Genomic DNA, 18182 nt, shown 5'->3' with positions numbered 1-18182 from the left:
TCGCACAGGTGAGCGGGGTCGTCCATCAGGCGGACACACGGTTCGGCCCCGCCCCCCGGTGCCGCTAGGGTGGCGGGGATCGAGCCGGACAGCGCGGTCCGGTCCCGTGCCCACGTGGAGAAGGTTGTTCGGGCTATGCGCATTGGTGTCCTCACGTCCGGTGGCGACTGCCCCGGCCTGAACGCCGTCATCCGGTCCGTCGTGCACCGTGCCGTCGCCGACCACGGCGACGAGGTCATCGGCTTCCGGGACGGCTGGAAGGGCCTGCTGGAGTGCGACTACCTCAAGCTCGACCTCGACGCGGTGGGCGGCATCCTCGCCCGCGGCGGCACCATCCTCGGCTCCTCCCGGGTCCGTCCCGAGCACCTGCGGGACGGCGTGCAGCGGGCCAAGGGCCATGTCGAGGAGCTCGGCCTCGACGCGATCATCCCGATCGGCGGCGAGGGCACGCTGAAGGCCGCCCGGCTGCTGTCGGACAACGGCCTGCCGATCGTCGGCGTGCCGAAGACCATCGACAACGACATCGCGGTCACGGACGTGACCTTCGGCTTCGACACGGCCGTCGGTGTCGCGACCGAGGCCCTGGACCGGCTGAAGACCACCGCCGAGTCCCACCAGCGCGTGCTGATCGTGGAGGTCATGGGCCGCCACACCGGCTGGATCGCGCTGCACTCCGGCATGGCGGCCGGCGCGCACGCCGTCGTCGTCCCGGAGCGGCCCTTCGACATCGAGGAGCTGACCGCGAAGGTCGGCGCGCGGTTCGAGGCGGGCAAGCGGTTCGCCATAGTCGTCGCCGCGGAGGGCGCCAAGCCGAAGCCCGGGACCATGGAGTTCGACGAGGGCGGCAAGGACGTCTACGGCCACGAGCGGTTCGCCGGGATCGCCCGCCAGCTCTCCGTCGAGCTGGAGCGCCGCCTGGGCAAGGAGGCCCGGCCGGTGATCCTCGGGCACGTGCAGCGCGGCGGGACGCCGACGGCGTACGACCGGGTCCTGGCCACCCGCTTCGGGTGGCACGCGGTGGAGGCCGTGCACCGCGGGGAGTTCGGCAGGATGACCGCGCTGCGCGGGACGGACATCGTGATGGTGTCGCTGGCGGAGGCGGTGGAGACGCTGAAGACGGTGCCGCAGGAGCGGTACGCCGAAGCGGAGTGCGTGCTGTAGGGCGCGAGGGCCCGTCCCGCAAGGTGCGCGAGGGCTTCGGCCGCCCCCGGTGACATGGGTCGCCGGGGGCGGTTCTACTCTGGTGCGGACAAACAGCTGTCGGCAGACAGCTGCGGACACATCGGCACACACCCCCACGAATCAGGAGCCGGCGGATGGATCACAGCGGGCACGGCACGACCATGGATCTGCCGCCGTTCACGCTGGGACGAGGCCTGGAGTGGTCCGCGAACCCGTTCTTCCTCATCGCCTGCCTGCTGGGGCTCGCGCTGTACGGCTGGGGGGTCGCACGGCTGGTCCGGCGCGGTGACAGGTGGCCGGCGGGGCGGACGGTCGCGTACGCGGCCGGTGTGCTGAGCATCGGGCTCATGATGTGCACCCGGCTGAACGACTACGGCATGGTCATGTTCAGCGTGCACATGGTGCAGCACATGGTGATCAGCATGGTGTCGCCGATCCTGATCCTGCTCGGCGCCCCGGTCACCCTGGCGCTGCGCGCGCTGCCCACCGCGGGCCGCGGCCGCAAGGGGCCGCGCGAGGTGCTGCTGATGCTGCTGCACAGCCGGTACCTGCGGATCGTCACGCACCCCGCGTTCACGATCCCGCTGTTCATCGCGAGCCTGTACGCCCTGTACTTCACCCCGCTGTTCGACTTCCTGATGGGTTCCTCGACGGGGCACATCGCGATGATGGTGCACTTCCTCGCCGTCGGTCTGGTCTTCTTCTGGCCGATCATGGGCGTGGACCCGGGGCCGCACCGGCCGGGCCACCTGATGCGGATGCTGGAGCTGTTCGCGGGCATGCCGTTCCACGCCTTCTTCGGCATCGCGCTGATGATGGCGACCACCCCGATGGTCGAGACGTTCGAGAACCCGCCCGCCTCGCTCGGCATCGACGCGCTCTCCGACCAGAACGCCGCCGGCGGCATCGCCTGGGCGTTCAGCGAGATCCCGTCGGTGCTGGTGCTGCTGGCGCTGCTGTTCCAGTGGTACGCCTCGGAGCAGCGGCAGGCCAAGCGCAAGGACCGGGCCGCCGACCGTGACGGGGACAAGGAGCTGGAGGCGTACAACGCCTATCTGGCCTCGCTGAACGCACGGGGCCGCTGAGGACCTCGTCCCCGGGGGCACCGCGATCGGGCGGAACAGGGCACCATGGAGGGGACCGAACCACGAGGAGGGTGTCGCGATGCCCGGTTCTACGGATGGTTCCACCAGGACGATGGGGGTGCTCACCGTCGGCGGACTCGTCGTGGTGACGGCCTACACGGTGGCGCTCGGCAGCAACGGCTGGCTGTGGTTCGGCTGGGTCGTCCTGGGCCTGATCACCCTCGGCATGGTGGCCAGCCGCGCGTGACGTTCACTCCCGGGCCAGCCGCCCCGCCGAGTGCACGCCCGGCTGGTACTTGGGCAGCCGGACGGTGATCTTCATGCCCGCCCCCGGGGCGGTCTCGATGACGAGGCCGTGGTCGTCGCCGTAGACCTGGCGGAGCCGGTCGTCGACGTTGGACAGGCCGATGCCGCCCGACGGGCTGACCTCGCGGGCCAGGATGCGGCGCAACAGGGCGGGGTCCATTCCGGCGCCGTCGTCCTCGATGACGACCAGCGCCTCGGCGCCGGCGTCCTGCGCGGTGATCTGGATGCGGCACTTGTCGGCCTTGCCCTCCAGTCCGTGCTTGACGGCGTTCTCGACGAGCGGCTGGAGGCAGAGGAAGGGCAGGGCGACCGGCAGCACCTCCGGTGCGATCTGGAGGGTGACGGAGAGGCGGTCGCCGAAGCGTGCCCGGACCAGCGCCAGGTAGTGGTCGATGGCGTGCAGTTCGTCGGCGAGGGTGGTGAAGTCGCCGTGCCGGCGGAACGAGTAGCGGGTGAAGTCGGCGAACTCCAGGAGCAGCTCGCGGGCGCGCTCGGGGTCGGTGCGCACGAACGAGGCGATGACCGCGAGCGAGTTGAAGACGAAGTGCGGGGAGATCTGGGCGCGCAGGGCCTTGAGCTCGGCCTCGATGAGGCGGGTGCGGGACTGGTCGAGGTCGGCCAGTTCCAGTTGCACGGAGACCCAGCGGGCGACCTCCCCGGCCGCCCGGACCAGGACGGCGGACTCGCGGGGCGCGCAGGCGACGAGGGTGCCGTGCACCCGGTCGTCGACGGTGAGCGGGGTGACGACCGCCCAGCGCACCGCGCAGTCGGGGAGGTCGCAGGTCAGGCGGAAGGCCTCGCCGCGGCCGGTGTCCAGGGGGCCGGCGAGGCGTTCCATGATCTCGGTGCGGTGGTGGGCGCCGGCGCCCTCCCAGACCAGGACCTGCTTGCGGTCGGTCAGGCACAGGGCGTCCGTGCCGAGCAGCAGGCGCAGTTTGCGGGCCGACTTGCGGGCGGTCTCCTCGGTCAGGCCCGCCCGCAGCGGGGGCGCGGCGAGGGAGGCGGTGTGCAGGGTCTCGAAGGTCGCGTGCTCGACGGGCGTGCCGAGACCGGCCAGGCTGCTGGGGCGGGCGGTGCGGCGGCCCAGCCAGAACCCGGCGGCCAGCAGCGGGAGCACGGCCACGCACAGGCCCGCCAGGAATCCGCTCACGCCGGCACCTCCGTGCGCAGCTCCTCGGGCAGGTGGAAGCGGGCCAGGACCGCCGCCGTGCCGGCCGGCACCCGGTTCGGGGTGGCCAGGGACACCAGGATCATGGTGAGGAAGCCCAGCGGCACGGTCCACAGCGCGGGCCAGGCGAGCAGGGCGTGCACCGCTCCGCTCCCGGGCAGGCCGGCCATGGTCGCGGCGACGGCGAGCAGGGCGGAGCCGCCGCCCACCAGCATGCCGGCGGCCGCGCCGGGCGGGGTCAGCCGCCGCCACCAGATGCCGAGCACCAGCAGCGGGCAGAAGGACGAGGCCGACACGGCGAAGGCCAGTCCCACGGCGTCGGCGACCGGCAGTCCGCCCACCAGGACGCTGGCCGCCAGCGGGACGGCCATGGCGAGGACCGTGCCGAGCCGGAAGTGCCGCACGCCGCGCGAGGGCAGTACGTCCTGGGTGAGCACGCCCGCCACGGCCATGGTCAGTCCGGAGGCCGTGGACAGGAACGCGGCGAAGGCGCCCCCGGCGACCAGCGCGCCCAGCAGGTCGCCGCCCGCTCCCCCGATCACGCGCTCGGGCAGCAGCAGGACGGCGGCGTCCGCGTCGCCGGTGAGGGTGAGCTCGGGGGCGTACAGGCGGCCGAGGGCGCCGTAGAGCGGGGGCAGGAGGTAGAAGGCACCGATCAGGCCGAGGACGGCGACCGTGGTGCGGCGGGCGGCGACGCCGTGCGGGCTGGTGTAGAAGCGGACGACGACGTGCGGCAGGCCCATGGTGCCGAGGAAGGTGGCGAGGATCAGCCCGTACGTGGCGTACAGCGGGCGTTCCTCGCGGCTCTCGGCCCGGGAGGGCGACAGGGCGCCGCCGCCGGTCCGCTCGGCCTCGGGAACGGGGGCGCCGTCGGCGAAGGCGAGGCGGGTGCCGCGTGCGATGTGGTGGGTGCCGGCGGGCAGCTCGAGCCGGGTGCCGGCGTGGGTGCGGCCGTCGACGGTGCCGTCGACGGTGACGGTCAGCGGCGCGTCGAGCGTCAGGTGGAGGCTGTCCTCGACGCGGACGGCCCGCCGCTCGCGGAAGGTGGCCGGTTCGTCGAAGGCGTGGCGCGGGGCGCCGTCGCCCTGCCAGGCCAGGACGAGGAAGAGGGCGGGGACGAGCAGGGCGGTGAGTTTGAGCCAGTACTGGAAGGCCTGCACGAAGGTGATGCTGCGCATGCCGCCCGCGGCGACGATCGCGGTCACCACGACGGCGACGATCATCCCGCCGAGCCAGTCGGGCGCCCCGGTCAGCACGGTCAGCGTCAGGCCCGCGCCCTGGAGCTGGGGCAGCAGGTACAGCCAGCCGACGCCGACGACGAAGGCGCCGGCCAGCCGCCGGACCGCCTGGGAGGCGAGGCGGGCCTCGGCGAAGTCGGGGAGGGTGTAGGCGCCGGAGCGGCGCAGCGGGGCGGCGACGAAGAGGAGCAGGACCAGGTAGCCGGCGGTGTAGCCGACCGGGTACCAGAGCATGTCGGGGCCCTGGACGAGGACCAGTCCGGCGATGCCGAGGAAGGAGGCGGCGGAGAGGTACTCGCCGCTGATGGCGGCCGCGTTCAGACGGGGGCCGACGGTGCGGGAGGCGACGTAGAAGTCGGAGGTCGTGCGGGAGATGCGCAGGCCGAACGCGCCGACGAGGACGGTGGCGACGACGACGAGGGCGACGGCGGGGACGGCGTAGCTGGGGTTCACGGGTTCGGCGTCCTCGGTTCCGCTCAGCGGTCCTCGACGAGCCGCACGAAGTCGCGTTCGTTGCGTTCCGCGCGCCGCACGTACCAGCGGGCGAGCAGGACCAGCGGGGCGTACAGGCCGAAGCCGAGGACCGCCCACTCCAGGCGGCGGGCGTCCGGGGCGGCCGCGAAGGCCAGCGGCAGGGGGCCGACCAGCAGCACGAGCACCGCGAAGACGGTGAGGGCGGCGCGCAGCTGGGTGCGCATCAGGGAGCGGACGTAGGTGTGGCCGAGGGTGGTCTGCTCGTCGATCTCGGTGCGCGGCCGGTAGTAGCCGGAGGTCCGGCGGGCCCGGCGGGGCGGGCCGGTGACGACGACGCGGCGTTCGGTCGGGTCCTGGGGCATGCGTTCTTCCCCTAGCTCGTGGTGCGGCGCATCAGCAGGTCCCGCAGTTCGCGCGCGTGGCGCCTGCTGACCTGGAGTTCCTCGGAGCCGACCAGGACGCTGACGGTACCCGCGTCGAGGCGCAGTTCGCCGATGTGGCGCAGGGCGACCAGGTGGCGGCGGTGGATGCGGACGAAACCGCGCGAGCGCCAGCGCTCCTCCAGCGTGGACAGCGGGATGCGGACCAGGTGGCTGCCCTTGCCGGTGTGCAGCCGGGCGTAGTCGCCCCGGGCCTCGACGTGGGTGATGTCGTCGACGGCGACGAAGCGGGTCACGCCGCCGAGCTCGACGGGGATGTGGTCGGGGTCGGGCTCGTGCACGGGGATGCGCGGGGCGGCACCGCGCGGTTCGGCGGCGCGCAGTTCGACGACGCGGCGGACCGCCTCGGCGAGCCGTTCCCTGCGGACCGGTTTGAGCACGTAGTCGACGGCCTTGAGGTCGAAGGCCTGCACGGCGAAGTCCTCGTGGGCGGTGACGAACACGACCAGCGGCGGCTGGGCGAAACCGGTGAGCAGGCGGGCGAGGTCGAGCCCGTCCAGGCCGGGCATCTGGATGTCCAGGAAGACGACGTCGATCGCCTCCGGCCCGTCGGGCCCGGACTCCAGCGCGCGGTTGATGCGGCGCAGCGCCTCGGTGGCGTCGCCCGCGCCCTCCGCACTGCCGACGCGGGGGTCCGCCTGCAGCAGGTAGAGCAGTTCCTCCAGCGAGGGGCGTTCGTCGTCGACGGCGAGGGCGCGCAGCATGAACGTGGAGTGTAGGTGCAATTCGCACGTCTGGACACGTGCCGGCCGTGGAGGTTCCCCCGCGTGCGGCGGCCCCCCGCTCCGCGTCCACGGCGCGGGACCGGCTGGCTTACAGTGCCCGCATGAACAGCAGGCCCGCGCCGTTCGACGAGCTCGACCGCAAGATCGTCACCGCGCTGATGGCGAACGCCAGGACGTCCTTCGCCGAGATAGGCGCGGCCGTCGGGCTGTCGTCGACGGCGGTCAAGCGCCGGGTGGACCGGCTGCGTGAGACGGGGGTGATCACCGGTTTCACGGCCACGGTGAAGCCGTCGGCGCTGGGCTGGCGCACGGAGGCGTACGTCGAGGTGTACTGCGAGGGCGCCGCCCCGCCGCGGCGGCTGGCGGCGGTGGTGCGCAACCATCCGGAAATCGCCGCGGCGATGACGGTGACCGGCGGCGCGGACGCGCTGCTGCACGTGCGGGCGCGGGACGTGGAGCACTTCGAGGAGGTGCTGGAGCGGATCCGCGCGGAGCCGTTCATCCGCAAGACGATCAGCGTGATGGTGCTGTCGCACCTGATACCGGACAGTCCGGAGGCGGGAGCCAGCCATCCCGCCCCCGAAGGCGCAGCAGACATGCGTTGAGGCAGGTCAGGACGCAGCGTTCCTGCGTCAACACGCAGCCTTCCTCGCTTGTCGCCCGTATCCGCCGCTTCCTACCGTGGTGTCAACCCTCAGTCACGCACCGTCAGGAAGCGGAGGAACCCCTCTGTGCCCGACTCCCGTGTGCCGCGCCGGCGGCGCTTCCTCGTCTGCGAACCCAGACACTTCGCCGTGCAGTACGCGATCAACCCCTGGATGCGTCCCGGTGAACCCGTCGACGTCATCCGCGCCCTGGACCAGTGGCAGGCGCTGGTCGACACCTACCGCGCCCACGGCCACACCGTCGAGAGCGTGAACCCGGTCCCCGGCCTGCCCGACATGGTGTTCGCCGCGAACGCGGCGGTCGTCGTCGAGGGCCGCGTCTTCGGCTCCCTCTTCCACGCGCCCGAGCGCCGTCCCGAGTCCGTGCCGTACGAGGCGTGGTTCAAGGCGGAGGGCTTCGAGGTGTACCACCCCGAGTCGGTGTGCGAGGGCGAGGGCGACCTCGTCCCGGCCGGCCGCTGGATCCTGGCCGGCACCGGCTTCCGCACCACCCGCGAGGCCCATCGCGAGGCGCAGGAGTTCTTCGGCGTCCCGGTGATCGGCCTGACGCTGGTGGACCCGTACTTCTACCACCTGGACACGGCGCTGTTCGTCCTGGACGATCAGGGGGACGGGAACATCGCGTACTACCCGGAGGCGTTCTCGCCCGGCAGCCGCGAGGTGCTCGCGCGGCTCTACCCGGACGCGGTGATCGCCACCCGCGAGGACGCGATGGCGTTCGGTCTGAACTCCGTCTGCGACGGCCGCCACGTCTTCGTCCCCCCGGGGGCCACGGCCCTCACCGACCAGCTCGCCGACCGCGGCTACGTGCCCGTCCCCGTCGACCTGTCCGAGTTCCACAAGGCCGGCGGCGGCATCAAGTGCTGCACCCAGGAGATCCGGGAGACCCGCTCATGACCGCACCCGCCCGCACCCGTGGTTCCGAGGAGCTGATCCGCGCCGAGGAGCCGGTGCTCGCGCACAACTACCACCCGCTGCCCGTGGTCGTCGCCCGGGCGGAGGGTGCCTGGGTGGAGGACGTGGAGGGCCGCCGCTACCTGGACATGCTGGCCGGCTACTCGGCCCTCAACTTCGGTCACCGCCATCCCGCGCTGATCGAGGCCGCCCACCGCCAGCTGGACCGGCTCACCCTCACCTCGCGCGCCTTCCACAACGACCGGCTCGCGGAGTTCGCCGAGCGGCTGGCCGCGCTGACCGGGCAGGACATGGTGCTGCCCATGAACACCGGCGCGGAGGCGGTGGAGAGCGGCATCAAGGTGGCCCGCAAGTGGGCGTACGACGTCAAGGGCGTTCCGGCCGACCGGGCGACGATCGTGGTCGCGGCGGACAACTTCCACGGCCGGACGACGACGATCGTCGGCTTCTCCACGGACGAGACGGCGCGCTCGGGCTTCGGCCCCTTCGCGCCGGGCTTCCGGATCGTGCCCTACAACGACCTGGCCGCGCTGGAGGAGGCCGTCGACGAGACGACCGCCGCGGTGCTGATCGAGCCCATCCAGGGCGAGGCGGGCGTCCTGATCCCCGACGACGGCTACCTGACCGGCGTACGGGAGCTGACCCGCCGGGCGGGCTGCCTGTTCGTCGCGGACGAGATCCAGTCGGGGCTCGGCCGGACGGGCCGCACCCTCGCCGTCGAGCACGAGTCGGTGGTGCCGGACGTGGTGCTGCTCGGCAAGGCGCTCGGGGGCGGGATCGTCCCGGTGTCCGCGGTGGTCGCCCGGCGCGAGGTGCTCTCCGTGCTGCACTCGGGAGAGCACGGTTCCACGTTCGGCGGCAACCCGCTGGCCGCCGCGGTCGGCACGGCCGTGATCGAGCTGCTGGAGACCGGCGAGTTCCAGCGCCGGGCGGCCGAGCTGGGCGGGCTCCTGCGCGAGGGCCTGGAAGGGCTGGTCGGCAGGGGTGTCGTCGGGTTCCGCTCGCGCGGGCTGTGGGCGGGCGTCGACGTCGACCCGGCCCTCGGCACCGGCCGCGAGATCAGCGAGCGCCTCATGCGGGAGGGGATCCTGGTCAAGGACACCCACGGCTCCACGATCCGCATCGCACCGCCGCTGACCGTCACCGGGGAGGAGCTCCAGGGGGCGCTCGGGGTGCTGGAGAAGGTACTGGCGCAGGGGGCGTGACGCCGGGGGCACGGGCGGGTGCGGCCGGCTCGCCGGGTGGCGGCCTGCCGGCCGGTTCGCCGGCGGTCCGGTGGCCGCCCCGCGCGGCCACCCGCACCCGCCCGTGCCCCACCGCCCCGAACGCGTCACCCCGCCCGTGCGGCCCCGCCCGGACCGGCGCAAGCACGTTCGACCCGCCCTCTCCCCGCCGGAAGGGTGAAGATTGAGGCAGGTGGTGGTAGACCACTCTCAGCGACAGAGAGGTCGGCCGTGGGCACATACGACGAGCGCGACGTCGCCCGGCAGCGGTTCGACGCGGCCGACGCCGCGCCCCTGCTGCTCGACGCCCAGGGTGTGGTGACGAGCTGGAGCCGGGACGCGCAGCGCCTGCTGGCGTACCCGGCCTCCGAGGCGGTGGGCAGGAAGCTGGCCGACCTGCTGACCGACGAGGACGCGGCGCGGGTGCCGGACCTGGTCGAGCGCTGTCGCAGGGACGAGGGCTGGGCGGGGCTGCTGACGGCCCGCAGCCGGGACGGGCGGCCCGTCGGGATCATGGTGCGGATCGCCGTCGCCGTGGAGGCGAGCGGCCGCTCCCGGTGGGTGATGCTGATGTCGGAGCTGGCGGACGCCCCCGGCTGGGACATGAGCCGCACCGTGCTGCAGCAGATGGTCGCCGGATCGCCCGTCGGGATAGCGATCGTGGACACCGATCTGCGGTTCGTGTGGTCGAACGCCGCCTTGGAGCAGTTCGGCGGCGGACCGGCGCACCGGCGGCTGGGGCTGCGTCTGGCGGACGTCCAGCCGGGGCTGGACGCCGCCGCCATCGAGGCGCAGATGCGGCGGGTGCTGGAGACCGGCGAGCCGGTGACCGGCTATGAGCACGTGGGCCGCGCCCGGTCGGCGCCGCTGCGGGAGACGGCGTACATGATGTCGTTCACCCGGCTCGAGGACGACCACGGCCACCCGATGGGCGTGTACTACACCGTCGTGGAGATCACCGAGTGGCACCGCGCCCGGCAGCGGCTGGCCCTGCTCGACCGGGCCGGCGAGCACATCGGCCGCAGCCTGGACGTCATGCGGACCGCTCAGGAGCTGGCCGACGTGGCCGTGCCGGGACTGGCCGACTTCGTCACCGTGGACCTCCTGGAGACGGTGCTGCGGGGGGCCGAGCTGCCGCCCGGGCCGCTCCCGGACACCGGGACCGTGGCGCTGCGCCGCGCCGGTCACCGGTCGATCGACGCGAGCGTGCCGGAGGCCGTCGTCGAGATCGGCGCGGTGGCGGCCTACCTGGCCGGGGCGCCCCCGGTCCGCTGCCTCACCACGGGCCGTTCCTGGCGCCGGGAGCAGCTCGATCCGCTCGGCCGGCACTGGGCCACCGGCACTCCGGGCCGCCAGGAGGCCACCTTCCTGGAGCTGGGCCTGCACAGCGCGATGATCGTGCCGCTGCGGGCCCGGGGCACCAGCCTGGGCGTCACGACGTTCTTCCGGCGCCGCCGCCACGAGCCCTTCGACGAGAACGACCTGAACCTGGCCGAGGACCTCGTCTCGCGCGCGGCCGTCTGCGTGGACAACGCGCGCCGCTACACCCGCGAACGCGACGCCGCCCTCGTCCTGCAGCGCAGCCTGCTCCCCCGCCGGCTGCCCGAGCAGGACGCGGTGGAGGTGGCCGCCTGCTACCGGCCCGCCGACGAGCTGACCGGGCTCGGCGGCGACTGGTACGACCTCATCCCGCTGTCCGGGGCGCGTGTCGCGCTCGTCGTGGGCGAGGTGCCCGGGCACGGCATCGACGCCGCCGCGGCCATGGGGCGGCTGCGGACCGCCGTACGGACCCTCGCGGCCCTGGACCTGTCGCCCGAGGAGGTGCTCGCCCACCTCGACGACCTGGTGGCCCGGTCGGCTCGGGAGGAGGGCTTCGAGGCGGACGCGGGCGCCGACACCCAGGCGGTGGGCGCGGGCTGCCTGTACGTCGTCTACGACCCCGTCGAGGGGCGGTGCGCGATGGCCGCCGCGGGGCACCCCGCGCCCGCCGTCGTCGGACCCGACGGCACGGTCACCTTCGCCGAACTCCCCCAGGGGCCGCCGCTCGGGGTGGGCGGCCCGCCCTTCGAGGCGGTCGAACTGTCCCTGCGGGAGGGCAGCACGCTGGCCCTGCACACCGACGGACTGCTGGCCCGCGGGGAGACCTGGGCCGTCGACGCGGACCGGGGCCGGTTGCGCCGGGCGCTGGAGGAGGCCGGGTCCTCGCTCGACCTGCGCTGCCGGGCCGTGATCGACGCGCTGGTCCCCGCCCGTCCGTACGACGACGTGGCCCTGCTGATGGCGCGCACCCGGCGGCTCGGCGCGGACCAGGTCGCCGACTGGGAGCTGTCCGCCGATCCGGCCGTCGTGGCCGACGCCCGCAAGGCGGTGACCCGGCAGCTGGCGCACTGGGGCCTGGAGGAGCTGGTCTTCACCACGGAGCTGGTCGTCAGCGAACTGGTCACCAACGCCATCCGGTACGCCTCGGGGCCCATCCGGCTCCGGCTGATCCGGGAGCGCGCGCTGGTCTGCGAGGTGTTCGACGGCGGCGCCACCGCGCCCCACCTGCGCCATCCGCGCACCACGGACGAGGGCGGGCGCGGGCTGCTGCTGGTCTCCCAGCTCACCCAGCGGTGGGGTACCCGCTTCGTTCCCGAGGGGAAGATCATCTGGGCCGAGCAGCCGCTCACCGGGCCCGGGGAGTGACGGGGGCGCCCGCGGGCCGCGTTCCGGGACGTGCCCGGCTCCTGCCCGGTCCGTACCCGCCGTGCGGAACCGGCGCGGTCCGGCGCTGCGGCGGTGGCCGGGAACGGAGGCGGCGGGCGGCCGCACGGCGGTGTCCGGTGCCCGCCCGGCGCGGTGGCGCGGTCCGAGCCCGGCCCGGTCACGCGGCCGCCGGCGGGGGCACCGCGCCGAGCGCTGTGCGGCTGTCCGGCTGTCCGGCGTGGGCGTTCGGCTACCCGCTGGTCCCTTCCCGGTCGAGGCGCCCGACGCGGTCCACGTTCTCCCGGTCCTCCGCGTCCGCGCTGGGCTCACCCGCGAACCAGGCGTCGAGGATCTCCCTCAGCAGCGGCTCCGACGTCAGCCGCAGGCTCAGCGCCAGTACGTTGGCGTCGTTCCAGCGGCGGGCCCCGTCCGCCGTGTAGGCGTCCGTGCACAGCGCGGCCCGGACGCCCGGCACCTTGTTGGCGGCGATCGAGGCGCCGGTGCCGGTCCAGCAGCACACCACCGCCTGGTCCGCCGCCCCGTCGGCGACCTCGCGGGCCGCGGCCTCCGAGCAGACCGCCCACCGCGGGTCGTCCCCGGGGCGCAGGGCACCGTGCGGCAGCACCTCGTGGCCGCGGTCGCGCAGCTCGGCGACGAGAAAGCGGGCCACGGGTTCGTCCATGTCCGAGGAAACTGAGATGCGCATGGTGCGGAGCCTACTCGGCGCGCCCCCGGGAGCCACCCGTGCGCCGGTGCCCCGCGTGATCGCGCCGTGCGGGCCGGCCGGCCGTTCACCGACGGGGGCGGCAGGCCGAGCGCGCGGTTCTCCCCGGCCGCGCCGGCACCGTCCGCCGCACCGGCCTGACGATCCGTCAACCACCCGGCACGGCGGGGGCGCGGTCCGGTCGGACAGGGTGTCGGGCGGCCGCGCCTGCACCTACACTGGCACCCCACGACATGCCGGTCGACCTGCTGGAACGCGGCGACCCCGCCCACCCGTCAGAGTCGAGGAGCGCCCTTGTTCTACCACCTGCTCAAATACGTGCTGCTCGGTCCGCTGCTGAGGCTGGTCTTCCGGCCCCGCATAGAGGGCCTGGAGCACGTGCCGGAGTCGGGCCCGGCCATCGTCGCGGGCAACCACCTGTCGTTCTCCGACCACTTCCTGATGCCCGCGGTCCTCAAGCGGCGCATCACCTTCCTCGCCAAGGCCGAGTACTTCACGGGGCCCGGCATCAAGGGCCGGCTGACCGCGGCCTTCTTCCGCAGCGCCGGGCAGATCCCGGTCGACCGCTCCGGCAAGGACGCGGGCCAGGCCGCGATCCGCGAGGGCCTCGGCGTCCTGGGCAGGGGCGAACTGCTCGGCGTCTACCCGGAGGGCACGCGCTCGCACGACGGCCGGCTCTACAAGGGCAAGGTCGGCGTCGCCGTGATGGCGCTCAAGGCGGGGGTCCCGGTCGTCCCCTGCGCGATGATCGGCACCTTCGAGGCCCAGCCCCCGGGCAAGGTCGTCCCCCGCATCCATCCCGTGGTGATCCGCTTCGGCGAGCCCCTGGACTTCTCCCGCTACGCCGGCATGGAGAACGAGAAGGCCGTCCTGCGCGCCGTCACCGACGAGATCATGTACGCGATCATGTCCCTGTCCGAGCAGGAGTACGTCGACCGGTACGCGGCCGACGTCAAGGCGGAGGAAGCCGCCAAGAAGGCGGAGCGGGAGCGGCGCTTCCCCCGGATGCCGCTGAGCTGACGCCCGGTGCCGGCCACCGCCGCGCGGCGGTGGCCGGGGTGAGGACCCCGCCCGGCGGGGCAGGGGCGGTGCGGCTCGGCCGCGAGGACGGCCCGGGTCCCCGGACACGGGTGAGGGGCGGCCGGAGTGACCGGCCGCCCCTCACCGTCGTACGGAGGTGCCGCTACGGCTTCGGCGTGGCGTGCGGGGCGCACGTCACGTCCGTGCCGTCCAGCTCGCCGCCGAGCAGGTAGGCGTCCACCCGGGTGTTGACGCACGGGTTGGCCAGGCTGGTGACGCCGTGGGAGCCCGCGTCCTTCTCGGTGATCAGGCGGGAGCCCTTGAACCGCTTGTGCAGCTCGACGGCGCCCTCGTACGGGGTGGCCGCGTCACGCTCCGCCTGGACGATCAGCACGGGCGGAAGCCCCTTGCCGGTCCTGACGTCCAGCGGCGTGTGCTGCTTGGCCGGCCAGGTGGCGCACGGCAGGTTCATCCAGGCGTTGGCCCACGTCATGAACGGGTGGTCCCGGTGCAGCCGGGTGTTGTCGCGGTCCCACTTCTGCCAGCTGGTGGGCCACTTGGCGTCGGTGCACTCGACGGCGGTGTAGACGGCGTTGCCGTTCTCCGCGGCGGCGTTGCCCGCCGTGTCGGACAGGTCGGGGGCGGCCGCGTCGACGAGCGCCTGGGTGTCGCCGGCGACGTACTTGCTGAAGACCGTCGCGACCGGCACCCAGGAGGAGTCGTAGTACGGGGCGCTCTGGAAGAAGGAGGTCAGCTCGGCCGGGCCGACGACCCCGCCGAGGGGGTTCTTCTTGGCGGTGGCGCGCAGCCGGAGCCACTGGGCCTGGACGGCGTCGCGGGTGGTGCCGAGGTGGAAGGTCGCGTCGTTCGCGGCGACCCAGTCCTGCCAGTCCTTCCAGCGCGTCTCGAAGGCGACGTCCTGGTCGAGGTTGGCCTGGTACCAGATCTTGTCGCGGGACGGGTTGACGACGCTGTCGACGACCATGCGGCGCACGTGGCCCGGGAAGAGGGTGCCGTAGACGGCGCCGAGGTAGGTGCCGTAGGAGACGCCGAGGAAGTTGAGCTTCCGCTCGCCGAGCGCGGCGCGGATGACGTCGAGGTCGCGCGCGGTGTTCGGCGTGGTCATGTGCGGCAGCATCGCGCCGCTGCGCTCCTGGCAGCCCTCGGCGTACTCGCGGGCCAGCTTGCGCTGGGCGCGCTTGTCGGCCTCGGAGTCGGGCACCGGGTCCATCTTGGGCGCCTTGACGAACTCCTGCGGGTCCACGCAGGAGATGGGCGTGGACTTGCCGACGCCGCGCGGGTCGAAGCCCACGAAGTCGTACGCCTTGGCCACGTTCGTCCAGAGCGGGTTCTTGGTGGTGACCCGGCGCGGGAAGCGCAGGCCGGAGCCGCCCGGGCCGCCGGGGTTGTAGACGAGCGCGCCCTGGCGCTCCGCCTCGGTGCCGGTGTTGCCGACGCGGTCGACGGCGAGCTTGATCTGCTTGCCGTAGGGCTTGGCGTAGTCGAGCGGCACGGTGACCCAGCCGCACTGGATCGGCTTCTCCAGCCCCCAGTCGGCGGGGCAGTCCCGCCAGTCGATGCCGGTCTGCGCGGCCCGGGCGGCGGCGATCGCCACGCCCCGTGCCTCGCGGTCCCGGCCGTGGCGGGTGTCCGCGCTCGCGCTCGCCGTGGGCGCGGACATCGCGCCGGCCACGAGCGCGGTCGTGACGAGCACGCCGGCCGAACCGAGCGCCGTCGCACGTCTCTTGGGTCCTGAATCCCTCAAGTGGGGCCTCCCCCTGGACTGTTCGATGAGTACCGGGGGATCCTTTCTGCTGCGGGGCTCCCGGGAACAGAGGGGGACGCCCTTCTTTGCCAATCCGATAAACGGATCGGCTCGTTCGCTCGCCGGAAGCTCAGCCGAGCACCGTGAGCGCCTCGCACGGCAGGCGGCGCAGCCGCGGGCCGTCCGGCGCCACCGCGGTCACCGGCGCCACCGCGGTCACCGGCGCCGCCGGACCGGCCGGCGGCACCACGGCGGTGCCCTCCCCAGCACCCGTGCCGGCGCCGGTTCCCCGGTGAACTCCGTCCGGGCAAGGACGAGTTGGCCGACGGCCCGGTGTCCCGCGAGCACGGCGGGCCCGTCCCAGCCGCCCGGGGCGCCGGGCCCGCGGGCCGGTTCTGGTCGAGGACGGTGCGCCCGGCGGTCAGCCGGGTGCCCGGCCGGCCGGGCCGCTGCCCGGTCCGTCCCAGTACCGGCTCCTCGCGCGGCACGAGACGGGCCGTGGCCCGTCAGGGCCACGCGCGTCGTGACGGACAGGTCGCTGCCGCCGGCGGGAGACCGGCTGCTCGGGAAGCCGGTGCGGTTCGGCCGCGCCGGCGACGGTGAGCCGAACGCCGTGACGGGCCCGCGCCCCGCCCTGCCCCGGCAGGGCGATGGCGGCGGCGGACGGCCCGACGCGCGGCCGGGCCCCCTCCGCCACGTCGGCCGCCACCGCGGAGCGGTCCGCTCGCGGCGCCGACCAGCACGGCCCGCGCCGGGCCGGGTGACCGGCCGTCGCCTGGACGTCGTCGGCCTGCTGGGCCGCATCGATCCGCGTCGCCCGGCGACGCCTGCCGCGGGCCGCGGGCCGCGCAGGCGCCGGCCGGCACGGCGACCGCCCCGCGCGACGCGCTCACCCCGATGCACCAGCGGGGCGGGACGACATGCGCGCCGCCGCCCTGACCCGCGCGCCGCGCGCTGCGCGGGCCAGGGCGGCGAGCGGCGCACCGCCCGGGTCACCCTGCCCCCGGACACCGGAATCTGACGCTCCCCCATCCCTGCGGTCACCTGCCGCGTCGGCGAGGAGTTCGGGGCGGCGACGAAACGGACCAAACGGCTTACCCCCTTCCGGACTAGCCACACCTACTGTTTTTGACCCCTCGCGGTTGCGCGAGACGCGCGGTCCCACGCCGGAATGAGGTATTCCGCCGCTGGTCCGGGGCTCCTCGGTCCCCTGGACGATGTCTCGAACGCCGAGGTGTCCACCCGAACGGATGAGTGGTGAGTAACAACACAAATTCCCGGTTGCGTTGGGTTTTTCGGACATCCATGGGTGAAGATCCGTGTCTGACGACAAGCCCCCGCCACCGCGGCGGGGCGGTCCGGGCGGACGCCGAGTCCTGCCGCCGCCCGGATGACCGGTCGACAGGAGTGGATCGGCAGGAGTGGAGGACCCAAGCACGACGGGTCGCCGGAGCGCCAGTTCCGAGCGGCCCTTGGGGTGAAGCCGCGAGTTCGCTCGCGGCCGGGCTACTTCGCCAGCCCGAATCCGACAGGTCATCCTTCACAGGCGGCTGACGAAGGGTTGCGCATGACTGCGCTCAATCGTGTCCCGTCGCTCATGGCCCGGGCCGGTACGGCCTCGGCCCTGACCATCGCCGCCGTGGGCGGCTCGATCGTGGCGCCCGGCTTCGTCTCGGAGGCAGAAGCCGCCTCGCCTGCGACCAAGGCACTGCAAGTCGCGGCCAGCAAGAAGGGTTCGCCCTACAAGTGGGGTGCCACGGGGCCGCGCAGGTTCGACTGCTCGGGGCTCACGCTGTACTCGTTCAAGAAGGCCGGCAAGAAGCTGCCCCGGACGGCGGCCCAGCAGTACAACAAGACCCGCCACATCTCCGCCAGGAGCCGCAAGGCGGGCGACTTGGTGTTCTTCCACTCGGGGAGCAACGTGTACCACGTCGGCATCTACGCGGGTAAGGACAAGATATGGCACGCCCCGAAGACCGGTGACGTCGTGCGGCTGCAGAAGATCTGGACCAAGAGCGTCTGGTACGGCCGGGTGAAGTGATCCCCTGGCGGGGCGGCGGCGCGCCGGGCGGCCGCCGCCCCGCCGGGGCGTGACACGGGCTCAGGCGGTTGCCTGTGCCCCCGTGACCGGCGCGTCCCAGCGGTGTCCCCGCACCGCGCGCAACGGGACACCGCTGGGACCCGCCGGCCGCGGCTTCGTGGAGTTCCTGCGGGATCCGCGCGGCACCCGGACGGACGTACAGATCCTCTTCGCCTTCCTGCTACAGCCCGCCCTCACCTCGGGCTTCGAGCCCTTCGGCGCGGTCCGGCGCACCACGTACGCGGCCGCGCGCCTCGCGGGCCGTCCTACGCGCCGCGTGGAGCCGGCCCGCGAGGCGCGCGGCACCGGGCCGGGCACGGAGCCGGCCCGCGCCGCCGTCGGGCTGCCGCCGTCGGGCTGCCGCCGACGGTGGTGCCCGGACCGGTGGTTCCGGGAGGGAAGCCGCGCCGTGAGGCGTCGGTGCGCCACCGCCGACGCGGGCCGCGCGGGCCGCGCGGCGCCCTGCCGGGGCGGCCCGCCCGCAGCG

Annotated in this window: 15 protein-coding genes, 1 pseudogene and 1 riboswitch; of the genes and pseudogenes, 9 read left to right on the top strand and 7 right to left on the bottom strand. The window is 73.9% G+C overall.

The genetic code is table 11. The features are described from left to right. The first annotated feature begins 135 nt into the window (after positions 1–135). The 3 genes from AB0L29_RS16475 (at position 136) to AB0L29_RS16465 (ending at position 2514) form a co-directional block, all read left to right on the top strand. On the top strand, positions 136–1161 hold the full coding sequence (locus AB0L29_RS16475; protein ID WP_365827626.1) for a 6-phosphofructokinase: 1026 nt from the start codon (positions 136–138) through the stop codon (positions 1159–1161). Positions 1162–1316: 155 nt separating this feature from the next. Continuing rightward, positions 1317–2267: a cytochrome c oxidase assembly protein gene (locus AB0L29_RS16470; RefSeq protein WP_365827624.1), complete on the top strand. Its 951-nt coding sequence runs from the start codon at positions 1317–1319 to the stop codon at positions 2265–2267. A gap of 79 nt (positions 2268–2346) precedes the next feature. After that, positions 2347–2514, top strand: coding sequence for a hypothetical protein (locus tag AB0L29_RS16465; RefSeq protein WP_365827622.1), 168 nt, complete (start codon positions 2347–2349; stop codon positions 2512–2514). Between the two features lie 3 nt (positions 2515–2517). Here the strand turns inward: AB0L29_RS16465 and AB0L29_RS16460 are convergent, their stop codons facing one another. From AB0L29_RS16460 to AB0L29_RS16445, 4 genes are read right to left on the bottom strand one after another with little or no spacing between them, the layout of a single operon-like run. Next, positions 2518–3723 carry a histidine kinase gene (locus tag AB0L29_RS16460; RefSeq protein ID WP_365827620.1) on the bottom strand — a complete coding sequence of 402 codons (1206 nt, stop codon included), beginning with the start codon at positions 3721–3723 and terminating at the stop codon, positions 2518–2520. Further along, on the bottom strand, positions 3720–5432 hold the full coding sequence (locus tag AB0L29_RS16455) for a cation acetate symporter (RefSeq protein WP_365827618.1): 1713 nt from the start codon (positions 5430–5432) through the stop codon (positions 3720–3722). The genes AB0L29_RS16460 and AB0L29_RS16455 overlap by 4 nt, the downstream gene beginning before the upstream one ends. Positions 5433–5455: 23 nt before the next feature. Beyond that, the gene (locus tag AB0L29_RS16450; RefSeq protein ID WP_365827616.1) at positions 5456–5815 is read right to left on the bottom strand and encodes a hypothetical protein; all 360 of its coding nucleotides are present in this window, start codon (positions 5813–5815) and stop codon (positions 5456–5458) included. Positions 5816–5826: 11 nt separating this feature from the next. Continuing rightward, positions 5827–6597, bottom strand: a complete 771-nt coding sequence (locus AB0L29_RS16445) for a LytTR family DNA-binding domain-containing protein (RefSeq protein WP_365827614.1) — start codon at positions 6595–6597, stop codon at positions 5827–5829. A gap of 122 nt (positions 6598–6719) precedes the next feature. On the opposite strand from AB0L29_RS16445, the gene AB0L29_RS16440 reads away from it, so the two are divergent. From AB0L29_RS16440 to AB0L29_RS16425, 4 genes are all read left to right on the top strand, one after another. Continuing rightward, the gene (locus AB0L29_RS16440; RefSeq protein ID WP_365827612.1) at positions 6720–7223 is read left to right on the top strand and encodes an Lrp/AsnC family transcriptional regulator; all 504 of its coding nucleotides are present in this window, start codon (positions 6720–6722) and stop codon (positions 7221–7223) included. Between the two features lie 48 nt (positions 7224–7271). Next, complete coding sequence (gene ddaH, locus AB0L29_RS16435; RefSeq protein ID WP_365827610.1) at positions 7272–8180, top strand: dimethylargininase; 909 nt, start codon at positions 7272–7274, stop codon at positions 8178–8180. Continuing rightward, positions 8177–9403 (top strand): ornithine--oxo-acid transaminase, encoded by a 1227-nt coding sequence (gene rocD / locus AB0L29_RS16430; RefSeq protein WP_365827608.1) that lies wholly within the window; start codon positions 8177–8179, stop codon positions 9401–9403. The genes ddaH and rocD overlap by 4 nt, the downstream gene beginning before the upstream one ends. Positions 9404–9652: 249 nt before the next feature. Beyond that, positions 9653–12106, top strand: a complete 2454-nt coding sequence (locus AB0L29_RS16425; RefSeq protein ID WP_365827606.1) for a SpoIIE family protein phosphatase — start codon at positions 9653–9655, stop codon at positions 12104–12106. 250 nt (positions 12107–12356) lie between these two features. On the opposite strand, the gene AB0L29_RS16420 is transcribed toward AB0L29_RS16425, so the two are convergent. Continuing rightward, the gene (locus AB0L29_RS16420; protein ID WP_365827604.1) at positions 12357–12812 is read right to left on the bottom strand and encodes an RpiB/LacA/LacB family sugar-phosphate isomerase; all 456 of its coding nucleotides are present in this window, start codon (positions 12810–12812) and stop codon (positions 12357–12359) included. Between the two features lie 312 nt (positions 12813–13124). Between AB0L29_RS16420 and AB0L29_RS16415 the strand changes: the two genes are divergently transcribed. Then, the gene (locus AB0L29_RS16415; RefSeq protein WP_365827602.1) at positions 13125–13850 is read left to right on the top strand and encodes a lysophospholipid acyltransferase family protein; all 726 of its coding nucleotides are present in this window, start codon (positions 13125–13127) and stop codon (positions 13848–13850) included. Positions 13851–14013: 163 nt separating this feature from the next. Here AB0L29_RS16415 and AB0L29_RS16410 read toward each other — a convergent pair whose 3' ends face one another. Continuing rightward, entirely contained in the window at positions 14014–15615 is a 1602-nt protein-coding gene (locus AB0L29_RS16410; protein ID WP_365827600.1) for an alpha/beta hydrolase, read from the bottom strand. Between the two features lie 130 nt (positions 15616–15745). After that, positions 15746–16481, bottom strand: a pseudogene (locus tag AB0L29_RS16405) (urease accessory protein UreD). Between the two features lie 491 nt (positions 16482–16972). After that, a riboswitch (cyclic di-AMP (ydaO/yuaA leader) is annotated at positions 16973–17179 on the top strand. Positions 17180–17182: 3 nt separating this feature from the next. On the opposite strand from AB0L29_RS16405, the gene AB0L29_RS16400 reads away from it, so the two are divergent. Continuing rightward, on the top strand, positions 17183–17656 hold the full coding sequence (locus AB0L29_RS16400) for a C40 family peptidase (RefSeq protein WP_365827598.1): 474 nt from the start codon (positions 17183–17185) through the stop codon (positions 17654–17656). Positions 17657–18182: the final 526 nt, after the last annotated feature.

This window comes from Streptomyces sp. NPDC052701, assembly GCF_040678355.1.
In the GTDB taxonomy this organism is placed as follows: Bacteria; Actinomycetota; Actinomycetes; order Streptomycetales; family Streptomycetaceae; genus Streptomyces.
Note: the sequence above shows the minus strand (reverse complement) of the source record. Positions and strands in the feature narration are given on the sequence as shown.

Excerpts from the sequence above, each read along its gene's own strand:
- AB0L29_RS16475 (WP_365827626.1), top strand. The coding sequence starts at position 136 with ATGCGCATTGGTGTCCTCACGTCCGGTGGCGACTGCCCCGGCCTGAAC.
- AB0L29_RS16470 (WP_365827624.1), top strand. The coding sequence starts at position 1,317 with ATGGATCACAGCGGGCACGGCACGACCATGGATCTGCCGCCGTTCACG.
- AB0L29_RS16465 (WP_365827622.1), top strand. The coding sequence starts at position 2,347 with ATGCCCGGTTCTACGGATGGTTCCACCAGGACGATGGGGGTGCTCACC.
- AB0L29_RS16450 (WP_365827616.1), bottom strand. The coding sequence starts at position 5,815 with ATGCCCCAGGACCCGACCGAACGCCGCGTCGTCGTCACCGGCCCGCCC.
- AB0L29_RS16445 (WP_365827614.1), bottom strand. The coding sequence starts at position 6,597 with ATGCTGCGCGCCCTCGCCGTCGACGACGAACGCCCCTCGCTGGAGGAA.
- AB0L29_RS16440 (WP_365827612.1), top strand. The coding sequence starts at position 6,720 with ATGAACAGCAGGCCCGCGCCGTTCGACGAGCTCGACCGCAAGATCGTC.
- rocD (WP_365827608.1), top strand. The coding sequence starts at position 8,177 with ATGACCGCACCCGCCCGCACCCGTGGTTCCGAGGAGCTGATCCGCGCC.
- AB0L29_RS16420 (WP_365827604.1), bottom strand. The coding sequence starts at position 12,812 with ATGCGCATCTCAGTTTCCTCGGACATGGACGAACCCGTGGCCCGCTTT.
- AB0L29_RS16400 (WP_365827598.1), top strand. The coding sequence starts at position 17,183 with ATGACTGCGCTCAATCGTGTCCCGTCGCTCATGGCCCGGGCCGGTACG.